Below are 21,603 nucleotides of genomic sequence, written 5' to 3' on the forward strand. Positions count from 1 at the left end.
TTGTTTAGGGGGGAGGGAGAGAAAAGTAATAGCCTTAAATCCTTTGTGATACCGCAGAAATTTATTGCAGACATCATTCAAACTTGCGATAAAGAGATTAAGAGAGCAAATGGTATCAATTTCTCTAGCTTGAAAAAGATACTTAGCGATGATGAGTATGAATTGTTTATGAATTATGCGAAACAACTAGCACACACAGGTGTTTTTATCGTAAAAGAAAATAAGAATCTTATGATAGACACGATAAAAGAAATACTAAGGCAGGGCGGTAACTTAAAGGCTTTAATCGAAAAAAGTTTAAGAGGGCAAGAAATATGGATATGCGACAATAGACTTGGCGTGAAAGCTTTGAATAATTTGTGGAATATGCTAGAAAGTCAATTTAAAGCAAAAGAAGCTAAAGAGCAACAAAAAATCATAGAAATATCTCACAAATACAAGGAATCCATACAAGAGTTTATAGCTTACAGAAACAGCAAGGGCAGGTATTTTAACAGCTTTGCATTGAATAAATTTTTACTTGAATTAGCAAAATTTGAATATCTAAAAATTGATATAGTAAATGCAATAAATCAAAGCATTGTGCGTGGTTATAATTGGGTATTTAAGCCGACACATAGAAACAGATTTTTTAATAGAAAAGCTAAGAAAGTGGCTTAGAGAAAGGATAGAAAATGAATAATAAGCATAATATTGAGTTTAAGAAAACTATCACAATCAAAGGATAAAGAATGCAATTAAAAGACTTTGATTTTAGGATTTGGAATAAAGACGAGGAAACTCTCACTTATGCAAGTAAAGATTATAAGCTAGACATAGGATTTTCTAATCCACAACAAGATTATGGTGTATGTGAAAGCGAGTTACACGCCTACTATGATGGCGAACCTATGTGTCCTAGTGATTGTGAGATTGAGTTATGGAGCGGACTTTGTGATAAGAATGGCAAAAAGATTTATGAGGGCGATATAGTTTGTTTTAAAAATAGGGGCAAATATAATGATGATAGAGATGAAGTTTTAGCAAAACACATCAAAGAAAAATGCCTTAAAAAAAAACATTTTTGACACAGGTATTTTTCAAGAATGAGGGAGGGGGATATTGCATAAAACGCCAAACAAAGAGAGGACATACAAAATACTTTAGTCTTTTTGATATGTCTTTTTACCTTAACTTTAGATTAGAAGTAGTAGGCAATATCCACGAGAATGCTGATTTGTTAGGAAAGGATAGAGAATGAAAGAAAATAACACAAAACAACAAAACACAAATGAAAACGAAAAGATTGAATTTGAAGTCTTTTTAACACAATACACAGATACGCTAAATGCTATCAATCAAAACATGCAAATCCTAGCTTCTAGCGTAATGCTATTGCAAAAAAGAATGCAAACAATGAAAGATAGCATGGATAACTTAGATACGCAAATAAATGAAATGATAGACAGCAATAAGGAGTAAGTATGAAAAAGTATAAACACGCAAAGATTAGAAATAATAGTAGTTATATTCAAATTCAAGCTACACTCGACAATGTAAGATATAGGTTTTCTACAAAATATGTTGTTAATGCTGAAAACTTGGAATATGTAGAAAAGAATTACAGAAAAATAATCATGCAATACAAAAGAGAAAGAGATATGCAAGAACAAAAGCATATTGATACTATCACAGAATATGGTTACAAGGTGCTAGAATTGGAAAGAGAAAATTGTAAAAAATCTACTCTCATAAGATATGAAAATGTCTTTAAAAAACATATTGTATCAAGTATAGGAAATATGAGATTACAAGAATTTAGCCCAAAGATTATGAAAGTTATTTTTAAAGACAAATTTTCACATTTAAGCTTTAAAAATAAGGGTATTGCAATATGTGTCTTAAGAAAAATATTTGACTATGCAATATGTGATGAAATATTTACAGATAGTAATCCTATGCAAATAATAAAGCATAAGAAAAAAGAATATGCAGAGCCACAGAGATTAAATGACCCTTTAAATCTTAATCAGGTGATGGATATACTAAAGCACTTGAAAACAAAAGACATGGATAATAGGCTAAAAATGTATTTTCAATTAGCATTACTAACAGGTATGAGAGTAAATGAGATACTAGCCTTAAAATATAGTGATATAAATGTAGAGAAAAATACTATACAGGTATATAAATCTTTACAGCAAGGCACAAACACAATAAGCACCACAAAAACAGAAAATGGAAAGAGAAATATACAAATACTACCATTTTTAAAGTCGCTATTAAAAGATACACTAGACACCAATGGTAGCGGATATATTTTCTTAAACAAGAGGGGAGGTTTTATTAGTGATAGCACCATGAGAAAATATTTCAAAAAGATTTTACAAGAGCTAAACATAGGAGACAGAACTCTATATTCAACAAGACATACATTTGCAAGCATTATGATTGCCTATGGAGAGGATATAGCATGGGTTTCAAAAATGTTAGGACACAAAGACATAGCAACAACATGTAACTTTTATGTAGAACACATAAGAGATGATAAGACAAGAGGGCTATGTTTTTTAGAATATGAAAAGCAACACGCTTGAGAAAGGATAGGAAATGAAAAAGACAACACAATCCTTAATAAGAGTGAGAAAGCAAACACAAGAACAAATAGAAAAAATTAAGAACATAACAGGTTTCAATAATAAAGAAATCATACTAACAGCAATGAAAAGGATAATAAAAAAAACATGAAAATGAAAGTTAGCACAATAGCACTAAAAGAAAAAGAGCGTGGCATACTTGAAAAGGCACACAAAATATTAGGCAAAAAGAAAGAGTTGAATATAGAAATAGCCTTAAATGAATTGCAAAAAGACTTCAAAGAGAAAGGAGAATATTACATGAAACACGCTATGGCTATAAATATGATACAGATTTTAATTGAAAGCATACCAATGGAAAATAGAGACAGAAAAAAGCTTGAGAGATTAACTAATTTAATGGAAAAAGAATTTGATTATCTCTATAACAATGCAAGTCAAAAGGTTAAAGATGAGATAAAGCAAAAGACAAGGGAAAAGAAAGACGAAAACATTGAAAATGTCAAAACACACAATGAGCTAAGTTTATTTTAAGGAGAGAATAATGAGTAACTTTAGAGAGATTAAAAGAATGCTAAGATATTTAGGTATAAGAAGCAGAAAGATAAAGGAACTGAAAAAAGAAATAACATATTTAAAAAATATACAAACTTTTGATAGTGAGGATAAAAATAATTTAAGAACAAAATATATAAAGCAAAAAGAAATTAGTGATGAAAGAAACGAGTTGTATATTGAATTATGCAAAAAAAGCAAAGAAATAATAGAAAAACTAGATAAAGATTATAAAAAAATAATAAAACAAGATGAAAAAACTATAAATGAATGTTTGAAATATATAGAATACATGGAAAACATGCTAAACAATAGAATAGACCATGATGAATGTATTCCAACACTAATAAAAGAATATAACATTCTAGTGCATAACACAAAATACAAAGAAAGAGCAAAAAGCACATATTCTAGCTTAAAAATGTCTAAGTGGATAATAAATGCTGAAAGGATAATAGACGAAACAATAGAAAAAATGAATAAATTAAATAATGAATATAATCAAATTAACAATAGTTTTGAAACATACCACAAACAAAAAATAGAATCAACAGAACCAATAGAAAAAATGGAAATCAAACCACAACTAAAAACTAGAAAAGAAACTAAAGGAGAGAACAATGAGTAACTACAAAGAAAAAGAAATTCAAAAAATACTAAGATTTTCAAAATTAAAACATGAAGACTCATACACATCAAACGACATTAAACGAGTATTAAAATCATGTGAAAACATTGAAAACAAAAACAATTCTATAAACAAAGATAAAGAATTAGAATGGCAAGAAGTAAGTGAGATAAGCGAATTTTGGCAGAATCAAATGATTGAATTACTAAAAAAAGCAGAAAACGACCACGCAGAATTAGTAAGATTTTACAGACAAGTAGTAATAAAAAAGAGAGATGATGAAATACAAGAGCTAAAAGAAAAAATAAAAAAAATGATAAAAATAGAACAAGAGCAAAAAACCAAAATAATAGGACAAAATAGAAAAATAATAAAACTAAACAGAGAATTAGAGAGTCTAAAAAGAACTAAAAATACAGATAAACTAAAAGGAGCTGAAAATGCTTGACAATGATATAAACACAAAAATTGAAAAAGTTGTAATATCAAGTATAATGTTTAATCCACAAAAATTTGCTGACATTACAACAAAATATGGGATAAATCACACCTATTTCTATACTCAAATATGCAAAACAATCTTTAAAGCATTTGAAGTATTAGATAAACAAAATCAATCCTTTACGCCAGAGATGATTTGCATGGAAGCAAAAAAGGATATGCCACACATAACACTTGATGATATTGCATTAATCATGGCAGAATCACCTATTGCAAATATTGATGAGTATGTGATAAAAATTGTAGAAAACAATAAAACATTAACAACGCTTAACTTTCTATCAAATCTTAGAAATGAAATATTGCAAAATGATTCAAGCACAATCAATTCTATACTCTTTAATTCCATAAAATCAATAGAACAAATCAATGATAGCATGGGAACAAACGAGCATATCAAAAGCTTTGCTGAATGGGAGACTTATCTAAAAGAAAACGACACAAACAATGTAAGGTATCAAATAGGCTTAAATTGTATCGATAATGCTTTAAAAGGCGGTATAAAGCTTAATCAGTTAATATTGATAGCAGGGGACGCTGAAAGTGGAAAAACAAGCTTAGGATTACAAATATTACATAATCTTAGCAAAAATCATAAAACTTGCTATTTTAGCCTTGAATTTAGTGCTAAAAGCTACATAGAAAGAAGCAATAAGATAGATAAAATCTTATTAAAAGAAAATCAAATAACACAAGATACATATAATGCAATGCGGATAAATAGATTCTTAGATACAGACACTAGAGAACTAAATAGACTAGAATTAGCCATAGCAAACCTAGCAAAGCAGGGTGTAAAGTTTTTCTTAATAGATTCACAAATGTGTATAGAAGTGCATGATGAAAAATATGAAGTAGAAAAGCAAAATAAGAAATTTCAAGTATTGCATAAATTAGTCCAAAAGTATGAGATTGCAATATTTTTGATAGTCCAATACTCAAAAGCTGATAAATCATCGCCTTATGGAAGTGTTATAGGGCAATATGTGCCATCAATAATACTATCCATTGAAAAGAACGAGAAAGATGATGATTTTGAATACATAATCAACATTAAAAAGAATAAGCAAGAGGGAGTATTAGGAAAAAACAATGTAGAGTTTAATAGAAACACTCTCATGTTTGAAACGCCATTGCAGGACACAAGAAAGAATAGCAGTAGTGATATGAATAGATATTTTAAACAATCATACTCATATCCGCAAGGAAAAATTAAAGGAGAGCAAGAAATTAAAATGAGACCACAAGAAACAGAGCCACAGATACAAGTAGAAAAAGTTAATTTAGAGAGATTATTAGTTTAGAAAGGACACAATATGACAAACACAATAGAAAACACAAAAGAAATTCCATACAAAAGCTATCAAATAACAGGCACTAATGTGATTATAAAAGCAAAAGTGGATTTTAGTAATAATGAAGTAAAAATACTCACAGAAAACAACATATTAAAGACATATACAATCTATCAATTTTTTATACAGATGAATGCAAGAGAGATATAAAAAGAATTGAAAAATAATACTTACACTAAACACAAAGAAAAACTCGCTCAAATGTATAATATAAATCATTTAAAGCTAAAAAGTCAGGCAAATGTATAATATAGTCTCTCTTATCACACCCACACGCTAATCTTTCACTGCTTTTCTCTTTTGCATGGTTTCTCCTTGTGTGTTTGCTTTTCTATTATAACAAACTTCGCTCTTGCTTTTGTCAAGGGACACTTCACTCATTTCGTTTCACTCATTCGTTCGTTGGTAGGCTACGCTTTGCTTGCCTACCCCCTTGACAAAACCGCTCGTTTGTTGCCATGAAAAGCAAACTAACACACAAGGAGAAACCATGATTCCAAAAGAAAGAATACAGGAAGTAAAAGATAAGGATTTAGTGAATGTATGTGAAAGATTAGGAATAGAATTGCAAAAGAATGGTAGAAACTATGTAGCAATATGTCCTTTTCATATAGAAAATAAAGCAAGTTTCACAATTAATACACAAAAAAATCTATGGTATTGCTTTGGTTGTGGAGAGGGTGGAGATACAATAAAACTCTACATGAAAATGAAAAATGTAAATTTTGTAAAAGCTATTGATGAGTTAAGCACATTAGCATAATTATAGATAAATAAGCTATATAATATAGTTAAAATAGAAGCAACTTTTTTAGCTTTTAAATGATTTTTATTATACATTTGAGTGAGTTTTTTATTCAATTAATACAATTAATAGATTGAAATAATAAATGGCAAGGATTTACAATATAAACTAATCATATAATAAATATATGCTAGTAGCAGTATTCCACTTTGTTTTCAACCGCAGATTATAATAAAAAAACCGCTTTAGTCAAGGGCGTGGTTAGTTTTATTTTTTTGCGGACTAAACCCCACTTACTTGGCAACTCCGCTTTACGCAAAAAAAATAAAACTAATGGCTTCGCCACCCTTGACTAAATCGCTTTTTTTATGGGGTGTGCGGTTATCAAACAAAGGCGGACTACTGCTAACGAGCTTTAAAACCCCTTGTTATTGTGCTTTATTGCCACTTCACGCCCTTGCAAATGAAGCCCCCTTTGTGTTTTGTGCTTTACTGCTAACACGCTTTAAAACCCCCTTTAAAAGCTTTGCATGTTATACAGCATAAAAGGGCATAAAATAGGTTATAAAAATCATAACTTTTTTATAAAAAAATAACATGAAAAAATCGTTAAAAAAGTGCTAAAAAAATATAAAAAAATGCGTAAAATAGGGCTTTTTGTATTGACTTTTTTTTGAAATTTTGTTATAATTGTGGCATGAATTTAAAAAGGAAGTTAAAAGGCGATTTTAACTATACTTGCGATATAGATAAAATCAAAATTGACTTTAAGAAACTAAAATCAGCGACATTATAGCTAGATTAAAAAATAAAGTCAAGTTTTTTAGCCTTTTGTTTCTCTTTAGATTCTAAAGGTTATTTGAAATGTTAATGTTAAAATAGGTTATAATGCTTTTAGCTTTTTTTGCTAAGGTTTGGCAGTATGAAAGAATATTATAAAAGCTTAAGCGATTTTTTCAAGTCGTTAATGTTATTTTGTGCTACAATTAGCACGGGTTTAATCGCATATATTTACACAAGCAGTGATTATAGCATGTTGGTATTACTTGCTTGTTATGTTTGTTTTATGTGTGCTATTATATGCGGTTTTGTTTCTTATGAATGTATAAGCAAAATCAAAGACAATGAAAGGAGCTAAAACCATGAATCAAGAAATTTTATTAATACCGCCTTTAATTATGTTATTTGCAATGCCTTTAATTTTTGTATTTAAAGCTTATAAAGACATTAAAGACATTGAAACAAGAAAGAGCAAACAAGAGCAAAAGCAAAAATAACCTACACTTTAACCCCTTAATACTTCAATAACCTTTTAATTTAATTTTGAAAGGTTAAAAACATGGCACACAATAGCGAGTTATTAAAAACACCAGCGGAGCGAATAGAAAGGCTAAAACAAGAAAATTTTAATAGATTTTTATTAAAAATTTGCCCCTTTGGATATGGCGACATTTACAAGGCATTGGAGATATTAAGCGGAATCTACCACGAAAGCGAGACCGCCGACAAATTAGCGGATTTATTTTATGAAAGCCTAGAAAGTGATTTTTTTACAGATTATGATTCAGTGGATTTATGCTATTTAGCTATTAATCACACTTTAGAAAAGGCACAAGGCATACTAAATAGACTCGGCTATAATATAGACCTAAACGAGCTTTTAAACCCTTATTATGACAGCATGGCAAGTTTTTTTAATTGTGAATCGGATTCTACATTAGCGGACGCCCTAGAAATAGCGGTTGATTATGATAACATGGAGCTACTACAAGCAATCATAAAAGGCGAAATTAAGCTAAGAAAGAAAGCATAAGGGGGCAATATGAAAACACTAACATTTTATGCGACAAGGCAGACAAACAGGGCAACAGGGGCAACATATTATAACGCTATTTCATCACACAAAAGGAACATAACGGGCTTAAAATCCGCCTTATGTGTGTTTTTATGCCAAAGCAGTTTTAAAGGCGAGTTAGTAGAGTTTGGAACAATAGAAGCAAATAAAATTAGCTTTATATCAAACCACAAAAGCTTTAAAAAGCATAATGACATACAAGCCTTGCTAAAACATGTAAAAGAACAAGAGCCTATGACATGCTATTTTGAAAAGTGCATAAATGCTAAAAATTGCATATTGTTAGACAACAAGAAAGGGGACAGAATGAAAAATTATATACATGAAGTAATGCAAAAGGATTTTTCAATACAGATTTTAAAAACGCTATTTTGTGAAAAAGACATTATAGAATCATTAGCAGAGCTTTACACAGAATACAAGGAAAAATCAGCCGAAAAGCTTAACGAGTTAATTAACAGCGAGTTAGCAAGGACAAGGACAGAATCTCATAATATAGATATATTAGAGATAACAAGGGAACATCTAAGCAAACAAGCAAAAAAGCAGTAAGGAAACAATGTTATTTTATTATGATTTATGATTAAATATCATAAATTAATATGAAATAACATAAAACAACAGAAAGGGGACAGAATGAAAAATTATATACATGAAGTATATATACATGCAGTAATATCAGCCGAAAAGCTAAACGAGCTAATTAACAGCGAGTTAGACAAAAAAGGCAAACCTAAACAAAAGCAAAGCGGAAGCGGGGCTAAAAACACCACGCAACCCAGCCCCACCCAAGTTTTTGTGAATAGGTAAAAGGATTTTATGATATTTTATAATCTTTTATAATGAAATATCATAAATAAATATGAATTAAAATAAATTAACATGAAAGGAAACAACATGCAAACATTGACAAAAAGGCAACAAGAAAACCTAATCATACAAGCATTTAAAGAAAGAATGCAAGAGAGTGTAAAGAGTTTTAAAAATCCAATCATGCGAGAAATCTATCTCAATAGTATTGTATTGCAAACAGAATTAATCAAGGCACATAAGAAAATGAGTAAATATGTTTATACAAACTTTATAAGCATATTAAACGAGCTTAAAGAAGCAAATTAAAAGGAAAGGATTAAAACATGCAAATTTTTATACCAACAGCAATTCTTAAATGTAAAGTAGGCAAAAACGAATTTAGCAAGATGAAAGCCTTACATATCACAAAAGAATATGTAATTTTTACAGATAGCAAAGTGCTAATTAAAGTGCATTGTAATAATAGCCAATTAGAATGCAACGAATTAAACCTTGATTTTTACAGCCTTAAAAACTTAATCAAAGTAGGCAGTAAAAAAAGTGGAGAAATATCCTTTAATGCAAACATAAAAGAACATGAAGTAGAAATCATGTATAAAAGCGATAAAGGGATTATAAGCGGTAAAGTAGAAAGATACCATAAATATGTAGATTATAAGCATATATACGATAAGTTTGAATACGCATGTAAAGTCAAATTATCAAGTGAATTTAGCAAACTTGCATTATTTAATAGCTTTACAAAAAAGGTTATAGAGTTTAAAGACAATCTCATAACAGCAAAAATAGGTAATGCAAGAATTGCAAAGCAAAGAGAAAATATAGACAGCACCGAGCTAAATGGAAAAACAATCGCATTGCAAACAAGAACCAGCAATTCTATGATAGCCCTAGACACAAAGAAAGAAGCAACATGGTATTTTAAAAATGACACAATGCCTTATAGGATTATACAGCACGACTTAGAAAATACCATTGATATAGTAGAAATGCCAATTATTAAATAATACAAGTTTAAAGAGAAAGGATACAACATGAAAGTAGAAAACATTGCAAAGACTTATAACACATTGACAAAGTATATAAGAGACACAATTTTTTGCAACAATGGAGAAAATAGGATAATGTATAAAGTAAAAAATAAGTTTTATTTTATAAGCGAAAAAGATAATACTTGCAAGTGTGTTTGTGAAGTAGATTCTAGCTTTTTAGAATGTATGGATACAGACTTAAAAGAAAATGTTATTTTTAGTGATTTTATACATGGTGATTATGATATAGAAAAACAATTAAAAGAACATAACAGCAAACATGTATTTGCAATATTTGATTCTATCGTAGCAGAGATAGACAGACACGACTTATTAGAAAGTAGCTTTTTTAGTTTTTGCATTCATCAAATTGAAAAAGAAAATAATATTGTTTATAGTGAAAGTGAAACAGATTCTAGCATAGATACAAATATGCAAGAAGCACAAGAAACAGAAACAGACTTTAATGCAGAAAACACAGAATCTAGCATTAAAGACAATGAAATAGACATGCAGAGACTCAAACAATTTAATGAGTATAAAGAGTTTAAATACTTGCTAAAAAGAATATATTCTATTAATTATATAATACAAAATCAAAGAGAATATATTGCAAAGATTGAAAAGCAAGAAGTTATCAAAGATAAAATAAAAGAAGCACAAAATGATTTAATATATTATAAAAATAGAAAGCAATCTTTTATAGAGAGAATACAAGAATTATCATGCAATAAAGCAGTAATGAATTATATGCTTGAAATTCTAAGGACAAAAACACCATTAAGGCACACATTTGCACCATTACCATTATACACAGAAAGGCTAAAAGAACAAGGCTATAAAGAATATGAGCTAAGAAACACCACCATATATTTTAGCGAAAAAGAAAATAGCGAATATGTAATAATAGATAATTGCTTAAATATAGAATGTTTTGATTTTAATGGCATAGAAATAATATTAGAGGGCAATGAAAAAATAGATATAAACTTGCTTGAAAATATTAAAGAATATATGCGTAAAAATATCATAGACATAGATAAAGCAGAGTTTGAAGCAAACACAGAAAACAAATATATAAACGACATGCAATCTATTATCAAAGAAGCTAATATCACAGATAAAGACACAATAGAAAAGATTATGTGCTTAAAAGATGATATAAGCAAACATGTTAAACTTATAGAATCGTTGCACAATGAGAAAGAAGCAAAAATAGAATTTGAAAAGATTTTTAAATTACATTTTATAGATATTGCAATGACATATCCACAAGCATATAATGGGATAGCAAATAATCAAATATTAAAAGAAAAATTGAAAGAAGTAATCTTTGAAGCAATCAAACAAGAAAACACAGAATCTATTGCAAGAAAAGATTTTTCTAACAAATCTTTACAGAACACAGAATCTAAACAAGAACTAGATTTAAAAGCTAAAAAGAAATCATTGCTAACTTTTAGCATGAAAGATATATCTTTATCGCATAAACAGCATAAAAGCCTTACAGACTACAAGCATATAGATAGCTTTAATAGTGTAATTGAAAAAAGGGTTATAAAGGCAGTCATTGCAAAAGAAAGAAGCCCACCAAAAGCGAAAGCTAAAAGCGGGGCGAAGCGGGGCTAAAAACACCACGCAACCCAGCCCCACCCAAGTTTTTTTGTAAAAGTTGAAGTGTTATGCTACAATAATTTAAAATATTTTATGATAAATTATCATAAAAAATACATTAATAAAAAGGATTAGGACATGAAAACAATAATTGAAAGAATTGAAAATGAAATAATAGATAGGATAAAGTCTTTGCAAATCCACCTTGATGATGAGTTTATATTTTGTGAATTGACAGCAAGCGAACAAGAGAAAATCGTTGAAAATATCAAGCAGGAGCTAAAAAAGCTAGAGAATCTGGTATTGCAAAATATACACCAAGAGATTAGGTGGCAAGAGATTGAAAAGACACAAGAATACCAAGATGAAATGGAGAGAGTTGAAAGGCTTGAAAGAATGGAGGAGTTTCAATTAGAAATGTGGAAAGAAACAGATGAAGCACAGGATACAAATCCAAAAATTAAGCTAAATCTTATTACAAGAATAGCAGATGAAGCTTTAATAATGGCAAGAAAAATGCTAAATGAGAGAGGATATACCCATGCTATCGTTTCTAATGTTAATGAGAGTATGCAAATAGTGCGAAATGATAAAAAACAAGAAATTATTACATACAACATTAATGCAAAAACAAAAGCAGGGCAAAGCGAGAGCTAAAAGCGGAGCGGAAGCGAGGGCAAAAACACCACGCAACCCAGCCCCACCCAAGTTTTTGTGAGTAGGTAAAAGTATTTTATGATATTTTATAATCTTTTATGATTAATTATCATAAATAGACATGATTTAAAATAGATAATAGTGTTTTAAGATTAAAAATGTTGTTTTAATGTTAAAGATGATATTTTGCGTTAAAATAATGTTTTTAACATTGTATTTCATATTAAAGGATATATAATGATTATTGCAGTAGCAAATGAAAAAGGCGGTAGTGGAAAAACTACTTTAAGTGTAAATCTAGCTATACAATTTAGCATGGATAAAAAAGAAGTGTTATTGTTAGATACAGACCCACAAAGAAGCAGCGAAGCTTTTTGTAATGTGAGAACTAATGAGAATAAAGATTTAACTTTTCATTGCTTATCAAAAATAGGCGACTCATTAGCAAGGGAAGTAAAAAGCTTAGAATCTAAATATGACATTATCATCATAGATACAGGCGGTAGAGATTCTAAGGAAATGCGATTAGCTTTGATTGTAGCAGATATTGTTTTAATACCGCTTATCCCTAGTCAATATGATATTATGGTATTAAGCAAGATGAATGAGATATACGAACAAGCTAGAGTGTTTAACGAGAAGTCAAAAGCTTATATCATCGTTACAAAAGCTAGTCCTAACCCATTCTTACAAAAAAAGGTGGATAATCTAAAAACATATATTAAAGAACAAAAATTAGAGAATTTGTCTTTAATGGATTCAGTAATATATGAGAGAGAAGCATATAGAAATGCAGTAGAATATGGCATGGGAATAACTGAATTTTGCAATAAAAGTGATAAGGCATATACAGATTTTATGAGTTTGTATAAAGAAATCCATAACAACATGAAATGATTTAAAATAAATCATAATGTTTTATGTTAAAATAACATGATTTAACATGTTTTAATATAAATTATGGGAAAGGATACACATGACTTTAATAATTGAAAATGTAAAAAAAGAATATGTAGAAGCATTTCAAGGATTAGCAAATGGTGTTAAAGCAAACATGAAAACACTTGTAGAATGCAATGACAATAATGCTACTACACAAGGCATAAATAATGAAGTAAGCCATATAGATAAGACAAATCATATAAGTGAGAATCTTACAGAAAATGGCTATACAGATGAGTTTGAAAAAGAGTTGTTGGCAGACAGAGAACAAATGCAAAAAGAATATGAAAATGGTAATGCGTTAATGTTTGAAAGTCATAATGAATTTAAGAGGGCGGTTGAAAATGGCGAAATACACAATTTTGTATCACAGAAAGTTTGTTAAAGACTATGAAAAATTAAGCAATAATGATAGGTTATTGGTTGATGAAGTTATAGAAAAATTAGCGAATGGCGAGATATTAGACCAAAAATATAAAGACCATAAGTTAAAAGGCAATCTAAAAGACTTTAGAGAATGTCATGTAAAGCCTGATTTGCTTTTAATGTATGAAATACAAGAGAATATCTTACATTTAAATCTTATGCGAGTTGGTAGCCATAGTGATTTATTTAAAAAATGAAAGGATAGAAAATGTTTAAAAGTGTAAATTTAAATCAAAAGACAGAAAATATAGATAATGATAAATTACAAGAGTTTATCAACAATGCAAGTGGTAGTGAGCCTACTAGAAAAGTAGGTGGTATAAAAAAAGGTATGAAACTCAAAGATGAGAAAGATAAAAGAGTAAAACATGTAGCAATCTATCTCACACAAGAGGAGCATGACTATTTAAAGAATATTGCTAAATCATATAGAATGACAATAGCAGAGTATTCAAGGACTAAGCTTTTAACAGATGATAAGCCAATAGAGATTATTTAAGAAATAAAGGACAAAAAAATGGAGACAAGGAAAAAAAATAAAGGTGGCAGACCAAGAAAAGAGCCAACATATACGCAAAGCTTTAGAGTTGATAAAACTTTGAAAGAGTTTTATAACGAGATAGGACACGCTAACAAATTTATGATTGATACAATCAAAAACACCCCAGAGTATAAAGCATTTATTGCAAAAAGAGCCGAGCAGAAAGACATAAACCAACCAAGTCTATTTTAAAGATAAAATGCTATATCATACAATTTAGCGTTCAATACCTTTATCTTTATCATTTTGTAATGCAGTTTTAGATTCTGTTTTGGAATCTTTTGCAGTATCTTTTTTAGCATAAATGTTATAACCATATTCTTTGTTAAGATAAGCTTTAAAATCATCTATGGCAGTGTTATATTGTTTAGCAAATGAATTTTCTAACTCACCACTTAAAGCTCGTTTCAAATAAAGTTCCTTTAAAGATATATCATCATTGAAATCAAATTCCTTTGCATACCATTCTACAAATTGCCTATAAAATTCCTTACTCTCTTTTAATTGTGATTCAGGTAATTCTTGCAACTCTTTTGGAGTATCTTTTGAAACATTTTGTGTTGCAGTAATATCCTTTTTCTCTTTTTCTTTTTGCCTTAAATACACCATATAATCAAGTAATCCGCTATCATTATATTGTATAAAATATTGTTCTATTGTATTATTCTTAGCCTTTTCAGTTAAACTCTTTCTAATATAATCAGGGCTTGAAAATTTATGCTGTTGTATATACCACTCAATAAAATCTTTATAGTATTGTAATTTATCGTGTTGTTCTTGTTTTTGTTTAAATTCAGCTTGTTTTTTTACCATATAAGTATCTATTTTATCTTTCAATTCATTCTTATCATTTTCACTCATTTGATAATCTTTGTTATCTAAATAAGTAACAAGTGTCATAAACTCTTTGTGATAATAATTCAAGGTATTTAAGCTATACTTATCCCATTCCTTTTCATTTGTAAGAATACTTTCATAATGTAAGATTTTTTCATTAATGATTTTATCTAGCACAACACTATTTTCTTTAAGCGTATTAAAATAATTCTCATAAATCTTAGAATCTGTAAGAGCATATTTATCCATATTATGCAAAATTCTCATCTTTTTATCTAAATTCTTACAAGCATGGATAAGACTAAAGCTATTCGTATGTATATTAAAATGCTTTAATAAAAGATTATCAAATTGTTGTTGCATTGATAAATGTATCTCTAATGCTTTTTGTTCCTCTCGTATTTGATTGTGTATATTCCTAGCAACATCTAATTGAGATTTTGTAGCACCTCTTTTATGTTTAAGTATAAAATCTAAATATCTCTCTTTAGCTTTAGTAACTAATGCTTTATCATCTGTATCTTTTGAAAATTCTTGCCTATGGTATCTTGCTTCTCTCTCTACTTCTCTAATATGTTTATCAATAGAATTATAATCTTTAGATAATAATCTTTTTTCATGGCGTTTTGCTTTTATAGTTTTACTTATCTCTTTAATCTGTTTTAATGCAAAAAACATAACAGATTTATCAGGGTATTGTGGAATACTATCAAACAAAGCCCCTATTGCTTTTTTATCCTTTTTATTTGAAGTTAGAATCTTTTCTACTTCTTTTAAAACCTTTGATTTTTCTGCATAAAAATATAACTCTTTTGATTTTATATCATCAATTATATTTTGTAACTCATCTCTTTGTTTTTGTAAATCTTTTAAATCATCATTTAATATATCAGTCTTTTTACTTATATTATCTCTTTTTTTAAGTAATCTATCTCTATCTTTATCTAATTGTTCTATCGTATCTTTATAGTAATCATTATGCCCTATGGTATCTAAAAAACTAGATTTACTTAATATACTTTCTCTCTCAACTCTTTGTGCGTTAGAATAATATAAACCATGAAAATTTAGAGCTATTGCAAAATCATTTTTAATATCAGTAAAAAAATCTCTAATATCACTTTTTTCTTTAAAATGAAGTTTCTTATGTGTAATCATATTTCGTTTATTAACTACTACATGTATATGCGGATTATTTTGATGAGTATGCAAAACTTGTATATATTTATGTGCGTAAAAATGTTTTTCTAATACAGCCTTAACACTCTCTTGTAAAGCTTTAATATTCCTATCAGTTAATTCCTCATTGATAGAAAAGCATAAATGCCAACTATCTTTAGAATTTTTATGAGTGCCAAAATCATTTTTCCAATCACTCATTATTTCTTTAAGAGAAACAGAATTACCAAGTTCATCAATAGCATAACTTGAATCAGAGTGTCTAATAACATAGCTAATAGCATTATATGTCCCTCTTTTATCTAAATTAGAGAGTGTTTTTACAACAACTTGCCTTGAATGTCTAGCAGGACGCCTTACAAAAAATAAATAACTATCCTTAGCTTTTTCGTGTGGAATTTTAGGGTATCTTTTTTGTATTCTAGTATCTTTATCCTCCCAAAAAACATATTTATCTTTTTGCATATCCTCAAATGCTTTAAAGATTAAATCAAATTGTTTATATGGATTATAAGACATTGAAATTATTCCCTAAAAATATCAGCGTGCATGTCTTGCGGATTATCATAAGATTTTAACTTGCCTTTCTTATATAACTCTATTGCTTCATTAGCTTCATTTAACCAATTATCTAATGTGCTAGGATTATGAGTGCAATCATGCAAAACATCTATCGTTGCATTAGAATCTAAATCTAGCACAGCCCTAATAGCCTTTATCGTTTTTGCATTCGCATTTTCTATCAACAAAGTCATATAAAACTCCATAAACACAGCATTAAATTCAAATATACCCATTATAACAAAATAAGAGTAAGTTTTAACACAATATTTTAGTCAGTAGTAGTGGCAGGATAACCATTTTGTATATACAAATATAGGGGGAAACTTCGTGTGGTAGGGCATTCAAGCTATATATGTTTTTTATCATATTTTTTGTGATAGAAAGCAAATAGAATAAGAAAAATATCTTATACAAGCAATATTTTTTGATACAAGTAAAATCTATATACACGCAATATTTATTTTCTAAACTTGAAATGTGAAAATCACTTCATACACGCTAAATGTATTCATACAAGCAAATGACCTTAATACAGGTAAAATTTTTAGATACATGCCTTAAGTATTTGCGTGGGAAGTAAAACTACTCAATATACAAGCAATAATCTTTGATACAAGCAATACATATAGCATACAAGCCATATAATCTATACATGTAGATTTTTTGATACAAGCCTAATTTATTCAAATATACAAGTTCTATCTTTGATACATGTAATATCATAAAAATATACAAGTAAAATTCACATTCATACATGCAATATTTTTGATACAAGAAGCATAAATTTTTGTTGATATTTTTTGATTAATTTTGCATGTAATTTTTTCTTGCATATAAAAACATATATAAAGAAATATATAATTTTTTCAAAAAAATAGCCACTTTTTAATCAAAAAATACACGCAAAATTAATTTTTTTCATACCAGCAAACTCCCTTATACAAGTAGTTTCATCAAACAAAAATTAATGGTAACAAAATATATAAAAATAATCTCTGTTTTTTATGATAGCTTTTAATAGTAGTTTTTGAATTTTTACCAAAGGATATAGCATGTTAAAAAATGTTAAAAATGTGATAGCAAAAATCAAGTCTAGCACAAAGAGAAATCTAGCAATTCTAACTTGCTTTTTATTATGCACCCCCATTGCATTTGCAGATTTAGGAAATCTAAAAGACAAGGTAACTTAGTTGATTCTAGCGGTAAGCCTATCTTAGATAAATATGGCAAACCGATTAAAGTTGCAGTAGATAAAAATCGGAATGTAGTATTAGTGGATTCTAAAGGCAATTTAGTAGATAAAGATGGCGACTTAATCCTTGATACCTTTGGAAAACCTATTAGAGTAGAGTTTGATTCTGATGGCAATGCAATTCTATATGATTCTAATGGAGTTATCATTGATAGCAATAAGCTAAAAATGCTAATAAAAAAACACCAAGCAGAGAAAGATTTAAAAAAGAAAAAGCTACAAAGAAAATCAAAAGGCACACAAGGCAGTAAGGGTAAATACAAACAAAAAGGTAAGGGCAATGTTAAAGCAAAACAACCTAGACACCCTATCCTTGATGAGTATGGAGTTGATGACTTAAGCGAATTAGACAATAGTGAAATGAGCTTAGATGAAATTATGAGACAATCATTGCTAGTAGCAAACGAATCTAAAACAAAAGAAGCAAGCACAGCAAAATATGGGGATTCTAGTTTCTCTAACCAAGAAAACATAGATGAAGCTACAAACGAACATAAACTTCATAGAATGATACCAGCAGGTAAGCTTATACCATGTGTGCTACTTACACCTATCAATAGTGAAATTGAGGGAATAGTATCAGCACAAGTAGAACAAGACATATACGCACACATGGGTAAAGCGGTTTTAATACCTAGAGGTAGTAAAGTCATAGGATTCTATAAGAATGATAATAATGTGGGACAAGCTAGACTACAAATTGTATGGAGAGAGATTATTACACCACAAGGCGTAAATATCATGCTTACAAATGCAGTAACAGGCGATAGCGAGGGATATGCAGGTGCTAAAGGTTATCTAAATAATAGATATTGGCAAAGATATGGCGTAGGTATATCTATGCAGACATTAGCTAACTCTTTAACATTTGCAATAGCTAATGGAACACAAAAACCTAATGCAAGTGCAGGTTCAGCATTCTATACAGGACAAGTTTTAGCACAAGGACAAGCTGATATAAATACAGCTTTAAAACAAATATTGCAAACACAACAACAAATAAAACCTATTATCCAAATAAAAGCAGGTAGTAGGATTTTCATAACGCCATCTACTCATATTTGGTTTCCAATACCAAAGAAAAATGAGATTATGGCTAAATATTTTGAGGAGAAATAATATGACAGCAAAACACAACCCAAACACAATCACAATCGATGAAGCTACTAAAAAACAGCAACAGCTAACAGAGAGAGTGAAAGGCATACAAACAGGCAATGTAAATAAAGAGTTAGACAAGGTTGAAAAACAAATCGAAAAGCTATCCAAAGAGATAACAAAAGATTTAGTCGTTTTCAACAAGCAACAAGAATCAAAGGTTAAAAAGCTAGAGAAGCTTAATCTAAAACGAAATGAGATTTTACAAAATCATAACAATGTAAATACAACTACACAAAATAAGGAGCTAGATAATGAGTAATACAACGCAAGAGATAGAGAAAAAAGATGTAATAGAGGAAATCTATTCAAAGATTAATCCACTTGATGATAAAAAATATCAAATGGATAAAGAAACATATAACCGCATAAAACAGGCAGAAAGACAAGAGAAGTTAAAAAACACTAAAAATCTCTTTATAGGCTTTATAACAGGGACATTGTGCGGTATAGGAAGTATGGTAGGCGTATATATCTTTTCTATTGAGCCAAACATACTAAGTAAGCATGAGTTTGAAGTAAATCAAATCAAACTTTTAAACACGCAACATGCAAAAGCAATGAAAGAAATAAAGGCACTCTTTTATGATGAATTGCAAGAGGTTGATGAAAGAATTGACAAAAAAGAATTGCAAGAAAAAATCAAACCAAAGGATACAAAATGAGTTTATTGAATAAATTGAAAAATGCTAAAGAGCAATACATTGACAAAAATGAGAATATGCAAAACATCTTAGCAAAAACTAAAAGCCTTGCAAATGAAGCAACAGAGAAGCTAAAAGAAATGACAAATAAGGATTCTAACAAAAACGCCAATAACTTGCAGGAACTCATCACTGAAACACAAGAACAAATAAAACCTAGTGGTGTAATACACTTGCAAGAAAAAGCAGAGAATATCATGTTAGATTCTACATTGCAATTAAAGAAAATCATACATGAAGCTTACCAAGCAGGATATGCAAAAGGCTATGAGTGTTGCAATAAGAAATTTACAGAACAAAATGCAGAATGCAAGAACAATACAGAGAAACAAGCCCCATATAAAGTGGAGGCAGAGAATAAATGGGAAAATGTAGCATTAGAGACAAAGCTTAATGCAGAAACACAAACACAAGTAACAGAACCTAAAAAGGATTAGTTATGAGTAATGTAAATGTAGTATTAGCACATAAACTAGACATACTAGATAAGTATCTAAGGCTTGAAGCAAACGAATTAATCTTTACAAAATCATGTGAGTTTTTTGTAGATTATGGCGATAGATGGGAGAGAATTGTAGATGAAAAGCTTGATTATGAATTTTTAACAAGCTTTTTACAACAACTTGCTACACGCAGACACCAACGCTTTAATGAGAAGTATCCAAGCTTATCATGTGAATTACCACCACCTTATTTAAGATACAGAGTGCAAGCACAACATGAAAGTATCTTATTTAATAGTGATGTATCTATTTGTATAAGGATTCCAAGCAATAAACGCTTTGAATTAGAATCCTTTAAACTTAGTGATAAGCTGATACAACAAGGTTGGAATTATGACTTAATACGACAATTTATTAGAGATAAAAAGAATGTATTAGTCAGTGGAGGCACAGGTAGCGGTAAGACTTCATTTCTAAACTCATTAATGGGCGAAATTCCAAAAGAGGATAGAGTGGTAACCATTGAGGATAGCCAAGAGCTATTTATTGAAAATGAAAACAGAACTCAAATTGCAATACCTAAAGAGGAGGGAAGTAAAGTAGCAAAATTTGCAAATGCCATAGGGAAAGGTGCAGTAGCAGTAGCAAAAGAGACAAAAGATTTAATTATAGGAAAAGGACAAGACCATGAACTAGACCTAGCTAAAGAATCTGATGACTTAAACAAAGCCTTAGATAATATCGTAAAAACACATTCACTAGCAGATTTTGTAAGAGCCTTATATACACTTGATAAAGCTTTATACCAAATGGGCGAAGCACAAGAAAAGCCAGCTGATAAGCCACTTATGAAAGAAATGCTAAATGATTTAGAAAAAGGTAAGCCTTTAACAAAAGAAACAGCAGAAAAAGCATTAGAGGAAATGCAAAATTCTAAAGAAAAATTAGATAACTTCATACTACAAAGAGAAAAAGAACTCAACAATAAACAAGCCTTAGAAAAAAACATTGAAAAATACAATGCAGAAAAGAGTATGGATAAAAAAACAGAATATGCAACAAACATCAATGATAGATTAAAATACATTGATGAGTATCTACCAAGCTTTAAAGAAAACGAGAAAAACACCCTAGAAAAAGCTAAAGACACCTTGAAAAAACACGAACACGAAAAAAGCATGGTAAAACAAAAAGACTTAGGTTTTATGGGCAAAAAACAGATTCAAA

At 29.3% G+C, this 21,603-nt stretch carries 34 protein-coding genes; 32 read left to right on the forward strand and 2 right to left on the reverse strand.

Annotated elements, in window-relative coordinates; all coding sequences use genetic code 11:
* The 26 genes from C6H17_RS09645 to C6H17_RS09760 form a co-directional block, all read left to right on the forward strand.
* The coding region (locus C6H17_RS09645) for a hypothetical protein (RefSeq protein ID WP_158655019.1) at positions 1–660 on the forward strand (660 nt) is incomplete at its 5' end.
* A gap of 71 nt (positions 661–731) precedes the next feature.
* The gene (locus C6H17_RS09650) at positions 732–1,067 is read left to right on the forward strand and encodes a YopX family protein (RefSeq protein WP_005218072.1); all 336 of its coding nucleotides are present in this window, start codon (positions 732–734) and stop codon (positions 1,065–1,067) included.
* 169 nt (positions 1,068–1,236) lie between these two features.
* The gene (locus tag C6H17_RS09655; protein ID WP_005218070.1) at positions 1,237–1,461 is read left to right on the forward strand and encodes a hypothetical protein; all 225 of its coding nucleotides are present in this window, start codon (positions 1,237–1,239) and stop codon (positions 1,459–1,461) included.
* A 2-nt stretch (positions 1,462–1,463) separates the two neighbouring features.
* Positions 1,464–2,576 (forward strand): tyrosine-type recombinase/integrase, encoded by a 1,113-nt coding sequence (locus tag C6H17_RS09660; RefSeq protein ID WP_005218068.1) that lies wholly within the window; start codon positions 1,464–1,466, stop codon positions 2,574–2,576.
* A 13-nt stretch (positions 2,577–2,589) separates the two neighbouring features.
* Positions 2,590–2,727 (forward strand): hypothetical protein, encoded by a 138-nt coding sequence (locus C6H17_RS12290; protein ID WP_020995921.1) that lies wholly within the window; start codon positions 2,590–2,592, stop codon positions 2,725–2,727.
* Complete coding sequence (locus C6H17_RS09665) at positions 2,724–3,110, forward strand: hypothetical protein (RefSeq protein WP_005218066.1); 387 nt, start codon at positions 2,724–2,726, stop codon at positions 3,108–3,110. The genes C6H17_RS12290 and C6H17_RS09665 overlap by 4 nt, the downstream gene beginning before the upstream one ends.
* A gap of 10 nt (positions 3,111–3,120) precedes the next feature.
* Positions 3,121–3,759 carry a hypothetical protein gene (locus tag C6H17_RS09670; protein ID WP_005218065.1) on the forward strand — a complete coding sequence of 213 codons (639 nt, stop codon included), beginning with the start codon at positions 3,121–3,123 and terminating at the stop codon, positions 3,757–3,759.
* The gene (locus C6H17_RS09675) at positions 3,752–4,207 is read left to right on the forward strand and encodes a hypothetical protein (protein WP_005218063.1); all 456 of its coding nucleotides are present in this window, start codon (positions 3,752–3,754) and stop codon (positions 4,205–4,207) included. Before C6H17_RS09670 ends, C6H17_RS09675 begins: the two co-directional genes overlap by 8 nt.
* Positions 4,200–5,564 (forward strand): ATPase domain-containing protein, encoded by a 1,365-nt coding sequence (locus C6H17_RS09680; RefSeq protein WP_020995922.1) that lies wholly within the window; start codon positions 4,200–4,202, stop codon positions 5,562–5,564. The genes C6H17_RS09675 and C6H17_RS09680 overlap by 8 nt, the downstream gene beginning before the upstream one ends.
* A 12-nt stretch (positions 5,565–5,576) precedes the next feature.
* Entirely contained in the window at positions 5,577–5,765 is a 189-nt protein-coding gene (locus C6H17_RS09685; RefSeq protein ID WP_005218060.1) for a hypothetical protein, read from the forward strand.
* A gap of 340 nt (positions 5,766–6,105) precedes the next feature.
* Positions 6,106–6,378, forward strand: a complete 273-nt coding sequence (locus tag C6H17_RS09690; protein WP_020995923.1) for a CHC2 zinc finger domain-containing protein — start codon at positions 6,106–6,108, stop codon at positions 6,376–6,378.
* 357 nt (positions 6,379–6,735) lie between these two features.
* Positions 6,736–6,906: a hypothetical protein gene (locus C6H17_RS09695; RefSeq protein ID WP_155243514.1), complete on the forward strand. Its 171-nt coding sequence runs from the start codon at positions 6,736–6,738 to the stop codon at positions 6,904–6,906.
* A gap of 376 nt (positions 6,907–7,282) precedes the next feature.
* Positions 7,283–7,498, forward strand: a complete 216-nt coding sequence (locus tag C6H17_RS09700) for a hypothetical protein (protein ID WP_020995924.1) — start codon at positions 7,283–7,285, stop codon at positions 7,496–7,498.
* 4 nt (positions 7,499–7,502) lie between these two features.
* Complete coding sequence (locus C6H17_RS13325; RefSeq protein WP_004089404.1) at positions 7,503–7,637, forward strand: hypothetical protein; 135 nt, start codon at positions 7,503–7,505, stop codon at positions 7,635–7,637.
* Between the two features lie 62 nt (positions 7,638–7,699).
* The gene (locus C6H17_RS09705) at positions 7,700–8,173 is read left to right on the forward strand and encodes a hypothetical protein (protein ID WP_005218054.1); all 474 of its coding nucleotides are present in this window, start codon (positions 7,700–7,702) and stop codon (positions 8,171–8,173) included.
* 9 nt (positions 8,174–8,182) lie between these two features.
* On the forward strand, positions 8,183–8,767 hold the full coding sequence (locus tag C6H17_RS13065; RefSeq protein ID WP_020995925.1) for a hypothetical protein: 585 nt from the start codon (positions 8,183–8,185) through the stop codon (positions 8,765–8,767).
* An 84-nt stretch (positions 8,768–8,851) separates the two neighbouring features.
* Positions 8,852–9,025 carry a hypothetical protein gene (locus tag C6H17_RS12295; RefSeq protein WP_005220120.1) on the forward strand — a complete coding sequence of 58 codons (174 nt, stop codon included), beginning with the start codon at positions 8,852–8,854 and terminating at the stop codon, positions 9,023–9,025.
* A gap of 87 nt (positions 9,026–9,112) precedes the next feature.
* Positions 9,113–9,334 (forward strand): hypothetical protein, encoded by a 222-nt coding sequence (locus tag C6H17_RS09720; protein ID WP_020995926.1) that lies wholly within the window; start codon positions 9,113–9,115, stop codon positions 9,332–9,334.
* 17 nt (positions 9,335–9,351) lie between these two features.
* Positions 9,352–10,035, forward strand: a complete 684-nt coding sequence (locus C6H17_RS09725; protein ID WP_104731421.1) for a hypothetical protein — start codon at positions 9,352–9,354, stop codon at positions 10,033–10,035.
* Between the two features lie 27 nt (positions 10,036–10,062).
* The gene (locus tag C6H17_RS09730; protein WP_005218050.1) at positions 10,063–11,688 is read left to right on the forward strand and encodes a hypothetical protein; all 1,626 of its coding nucleotides are present in this window, start codon (positions 10,063–10,065) and stop codon (positions 11,686–11,688) included.
* Between the two features lie 123 nt (positions 11,689–11,811).
* Positions 11,812–12,330: a hypothetical protein gene (locus C6H17_RS09735; protein ID WP_005218048.1), complete on the forward strand. Its 519-nt coding sequence runs from the start codon at positions 11,812–11,814 to the stop codon at positions 12,328–12,330.
* A gap of 237 nt (positions 12,331–12,567) precedes the next feature.
* The gene (locus C6H17_RS09740) at positions 12,568–13,227 is read left to right on the forward strand and encodes an AAA family ATPase (RefSeq protein WP_005218046.1); all 660 of its coding nucleotides are present in this window, start codon (positions 12,568–12,570) and stop codon (positions 13,225–13,227) included.
* 79 nt (positions 13,228–13,306) lie between these two features.
* Complete coding sequence (locus C6H17_RS12575; protein ID WP_005218044.1) at positions 13,307–13,657, forward strand: hypothetical protein; 351 nt, start codon at positions 13,307–13,309, stop codon at positions 13,655–13,657.
* Positions 13,617–13,895 carry a type II toxin-antitoxin system YafQ family toxin gene (locus C6H17_RS09750; protein WP_020995929.1) on the forward strand — a complete coding sequence of 93 codons (279 nt, stop codon included), beginning with the start codon at positions 13,617–13,619 and terminating at the stop codon, positions 13,893–13,895. Before C6H17_RS12575 ends, C6H17_RS09750 begins: the two co-directional genes overlap by 41 nt.
* 11 nt (positions 13,896–13,906) lie before the next feature.
* Positions 13,907–14,197 carry a hypothetical protein gene (locus tag C6H17_RS09755; protein WP_005218039.1) on the forward strand — a complete coding sequence of 97 codons (291 nt, stop codon included), beginning with the start codon at positions 13,907–13,909 and terminating at the stop codon, positions 14,195–14,197.
* 18 nt (positions 14,198–14,215) lie between these two features.
* Positions 14,216–14,431, forward strand: a complete 216-nt coding sequence (locus C6H17_RS09760) for a hypothetical protein (protein WP_005218037.1) — start codon at positions 14,216–14,218, stop codon at positions 14,429–14,431.
* Between the two features lie 24 nt (positions 14,432–14,455).
* Here C6H17_RS09760 and C6H17_RS09765 read toward each other — a convergent pair whose 3' ends face one another.
* Together C6H17_RS09765 and C6H17_RS09770 are read right to left on the reverse strand one after the other, a co-directional pair.
* Positions 14,456–16,774 (reverse strand): relaxase/mobilization nuclease domain-containing protein, encoded by a 2,319-nt coding sequence (locus tag C6H17_RS09765; RefSeq protein ID WP_020995930.1) that lies wholly within the window; start codon positions 16,772–16,774, stop codon positions 14,456–14,458.
* Between the two features lie 5 nt (positions 16,775–16,779).
* Positions 16,780–17,010 (reverse strand): hypothetical protein, encoded by a 231-nt coding sequence (locus C6H17_RS09770; RefSeq protein ID WP_020995931.1) that lies wholly within the window; start codon positions 17,008–17,010, stop codon positions 16,780–16,782.
* 861 nt (positions 17,011–17,871) lie between these two features.
* Between C6H17_RS09770 and C6H17_RS12300 the strand changes: the two genes are divergently transcribed.
* The 6 genes from C6H17_RS12300 to C6H17_RS09795 form a co-directional block, all read left to right on the forward strand.
* Positions 17,872–18,009, forward strand: coding sequence for a hypothetical protein (locus C6H17_RS12300; protein WP_020995932.1), 138 nt, complete (start codon positions 17,872–17,874; stop codon positions 18,007–18,009).
* Positions 17,955–19,190, forward strand: a complete 1,236-nt coding sequence (locus tag C6H17_RS09775; RefSeq protein ID WP_005218034.1) for a DNA type IV secretion system protein ComB10 — start codon at positions 17,955–17,957, stop codon at positions 19,188–19,190. The genes C6H17_RS12300 and C6H17_RS09775 overlap by 55 nt, the downstream gene beginning before the upstream one ends.
* 1 nt (position 19,191) lies before the next feature.
* Positions 19,192–19,491: a hypothetical protein gene (locus tag C6H17_RS09780; protein WP_005218033.1), complete on the forward strand. Its 300-nt coding sequence runs from the start codon at positions 19,192–19,194 to the stop codon at positions 19,489–19,491.
* Positions 19,484–19,894, forward strand: a complete 411-nt coding sequence (locus C6H17_RS09785; protein ID WP_005218032.1) for a hypothetical protein — start codon at positions 19,484–19,486, stop codon at positions 19,892–19,894. Before C6H17_RS09780 ends, C6H17_RS09785 begins: the two co-directional genes overlap by 8 nt.
* Entirely contained in the window at positions 19,891–20,370 is a 480-nt protein-coding gene (locus tag C6H17_RS09790; protein ID WP_005218031.1) for a hypothetical protein, read from the forward strand. The genes C6H17_RS09785 and C6H17_RS09790 overlap by 4 nt, the downstream gene beginning before the upstream one ends.
* Before the next feature lie 2 nt (positions 20,371–20,372).
* On the forward strand, positions 20,373–21,603 hold a 1,231-nt coding region (locus C6H17_RS09795), incomplete at its 3' end, for an ATPase, T2SS/T4P/T4SS family (protein ID WP_104731422.1).

Source organism: Helicobacter rappini, from assembly GCF_900198625.1.
GTDB classification, from domain to species: domain Bacteria; phylum Campylobacterota; class Campylobacteria; order Campylobacterales; family Helicobacteraceae; genus Helicobacter_A; species Helicobacter_A rappini.

Excerpts from the sequence above, each read along its gene's own strand:
- C6H17_RS09650 (WP_005218072.1), top strand. The coding sequence starts at position 732 with ATGCAATTAAAAGACTTTGATTTTAGGATTTGGAATAAAGACGAGGAA.
- C6H17_RS09655 (WP_005218070.1), top strand. The coding sequence starts at position 1,237 with ATGAAAGAAAATAACACAAAACAACAAAACACAAATGAAAACGAAAAG.
- C6H17_RS09660 (WP_005218068.1), top strand. The coding sequence starts at position 1,464 with ATGAAAAAGTATAAACACGCAAAGATTAGAAATAATAGTAGTTATATT.
- C6H17_RS12290 (WP_020995921.1), top strand. The coding sequence starts at position 2,590 with ATGAAAAAGACAACACAATCCTTAATAAGAGTGAGAAAGCAAACACAA.
- C6H17_RS09665 (WP_005218066.1), top strand. The coding sequence starts at position 2,724 with ATGAAAATGAAAGTTAGCACAATAGCACTAAAAGAAAAAGAGCGTGGC.
- C6H17_RS09670 (WP_005218065.1), top strand. The coding sequence starts at position 3,121 with ATGAGTAACTTTAGAGAGATTAAAAGAATGCTAAGATATTTAGGTATA.
- C6H17_RS09675 (WP_005218063.1), top strand. The coding sequence starts at position 3,752 with ATGAGTAACTACAAAGAAAAAGAAATTCAAAAAATACTAAGATTTTCA.
- C6H17_RS09680 (WP_020995922.1), top strand. The coding sequence starts at position 4,200 with ATGCTTGACAATGATATAAACACAAAAATTGAAAAAGTTGTAATATCA.
- C6H17_RS09685 (WP_005218060.1), top strand. The coding sequence starts at position 5,577 with ATGACAAACACAATAGAAAACACAAAAGAAATTCCATACAAAAGCTAT.
- C6H17_RS09690 (WP_020995923.1), top strand. The coding sequence starts at position 6,106 with ATGATTCCAAAAGAAAGAATACAGGAAGTAAAAGATAAGGATTTAGTG.
- C6H17_RS09700 (WP_020995924.1), top strand. The coding sequence starts at position 7,283 with ATGAAAGAATATTATAAAAGCTTAAGCGATTTTTTCAAGTCGTTAATG.
- C6H17_RS13325 (WP_004089404.1), top strand. The coding sequence starts at position 7,503 with ATGAATCAAGAAATTTTATTAATACCGCCTTTAATTATGTTATTTGCA.
- C6H17_RS09705 (WP_005218054.1), top strand. The coding sequence starts at position 7,700 with ATGGCACACAATAGCGAGTTATTAAAAACACCAGCGGAGCGAATAGAA.
- C6H17_RS13065 (WP_020995925.1), top strand. The coding sequence starts at position 8,183 with ATGAAAACACTAACATTTTATGCGACAAGGCAGACAAACAGGGCAACA.
- C6H17_RS12295 (WP_005220120.1), top strand. The coding sequence starts at position 8,852 with ATGAAAAATTATATACATGAAGTATATATACATGCAGTAATATCAGCC.
- C6H17_RS09720 (WP_020995926.1), top strand. The coding sequence starts at position 9,113 with ATGCAAACATTGACAAAAAGGCAACAAGAAAACCTAATCATACAAGCA.
- C6H17_RS09725 (WP_104731421.1), top strand. The coding sequence starts at position 9,352 with ATGCAAATTTTTATACCAACAGCAATTCTTAAATGTAAAGTAGGCAAA.
- C6H17_RS09730 (WP_005218050.1), top strand. The coding sequence starts at position 10,063 with ATGAAAGTAGAAAACATTGCAAAGACTTATAACACATTGACAAAGTAT.
- C6H17_RS09735 (WP_005218048.1), top strand. The coding sequence starts at position 11,812 with ATGAAAACAATAATTGAAAGAATTGAAAATGAAATAATAGATAGGATA.
- C6H17_RS09740 (WP_005218046.1), top strand. The coding sequence starts at position 12,568 with ATGATTATTGCAGTAGCAAATGAAAAAGGCGGTAGTGGAAAAACTACT.
- C6H17_RS12575 (WP_005218044.1), top strand. The coding sequence starts at position 13,307 with ATGACTTTAATAATTGAAAATGTAAAAAAAGAATATGTAGAAGCATTT.
- C6H17_RS09750 (WP_020995929.1), top strand. The coding sequence starts at position 13,617 with ATGGCGAAATACACAATTTTGTATCACAGAAAGTTTGTTAAAGACTAT.
- C6H17_RS09755 (WP_005218039.1), top strand. The coding sequence starts at position 13,907 with ATGTTTAAAAGTGTAAATTTAAATCAAAAGACAGAAAATATAGATAAT.
- C6H17_RS09760 (WP_005218037.1), top strand. The coding sequence starts at position 14,216 with ATGGAGACAAGGAAAAAAAATAAAGGTGGCAGACCAAGAAAAGAGCCA.
- C6H17_RS09765 (WP_020995930.1), bottom strand. The coding sequence starts at position 16,774 with ATGTCTTATAATCCATATAAACAATTTGATTTAATCTTTAAAGCATTT.
- C6H17_RS09770 (WP_020995931.1), bottom strand. The coding sequence starts at position 17,010 with ATGACTTTGTTGATAGAAAATGCGAATGCAAAAACGATAAAGGCTATT.
- C6H17_RS12300 (WP_020995932.1), top strand. The coding sequence starts at position 17,872 with ATGTTAAAAAATGTTAAAAATGTGATAGCAAAAATCAAGTCTAGCACA.
- C6H17_RS09775 (WP_005218034.1), top strand. The coding sequence starts at position 17,955 with ATGCACCCCCATTGCATTTGCAGATTTAGGAAATCTAAAAGACAAGGT.
- C6H17_RS09780 (WP_005218033.1), top strand. The coding sequence starts at position 19,192 with ATGACAGCAAAACACAACCCAAACACAATCACAATCGATGAAGCTACT.
- C6H17_RS09785 (WP_005218032.1), top strand. The coding sequence starts at position 19,484 with ATGAGTAATACAACGCAAGAGATAGAGAAAAAAGATGTAATAGAGGAA.
- C6H17_RS09790 (WP_005218031.1), top strand. The coding sequence starts at position 19,891 with ATGAGTTTATTGAATAAATTGAAAAATGCTAAAGAGCAATACATTGAC.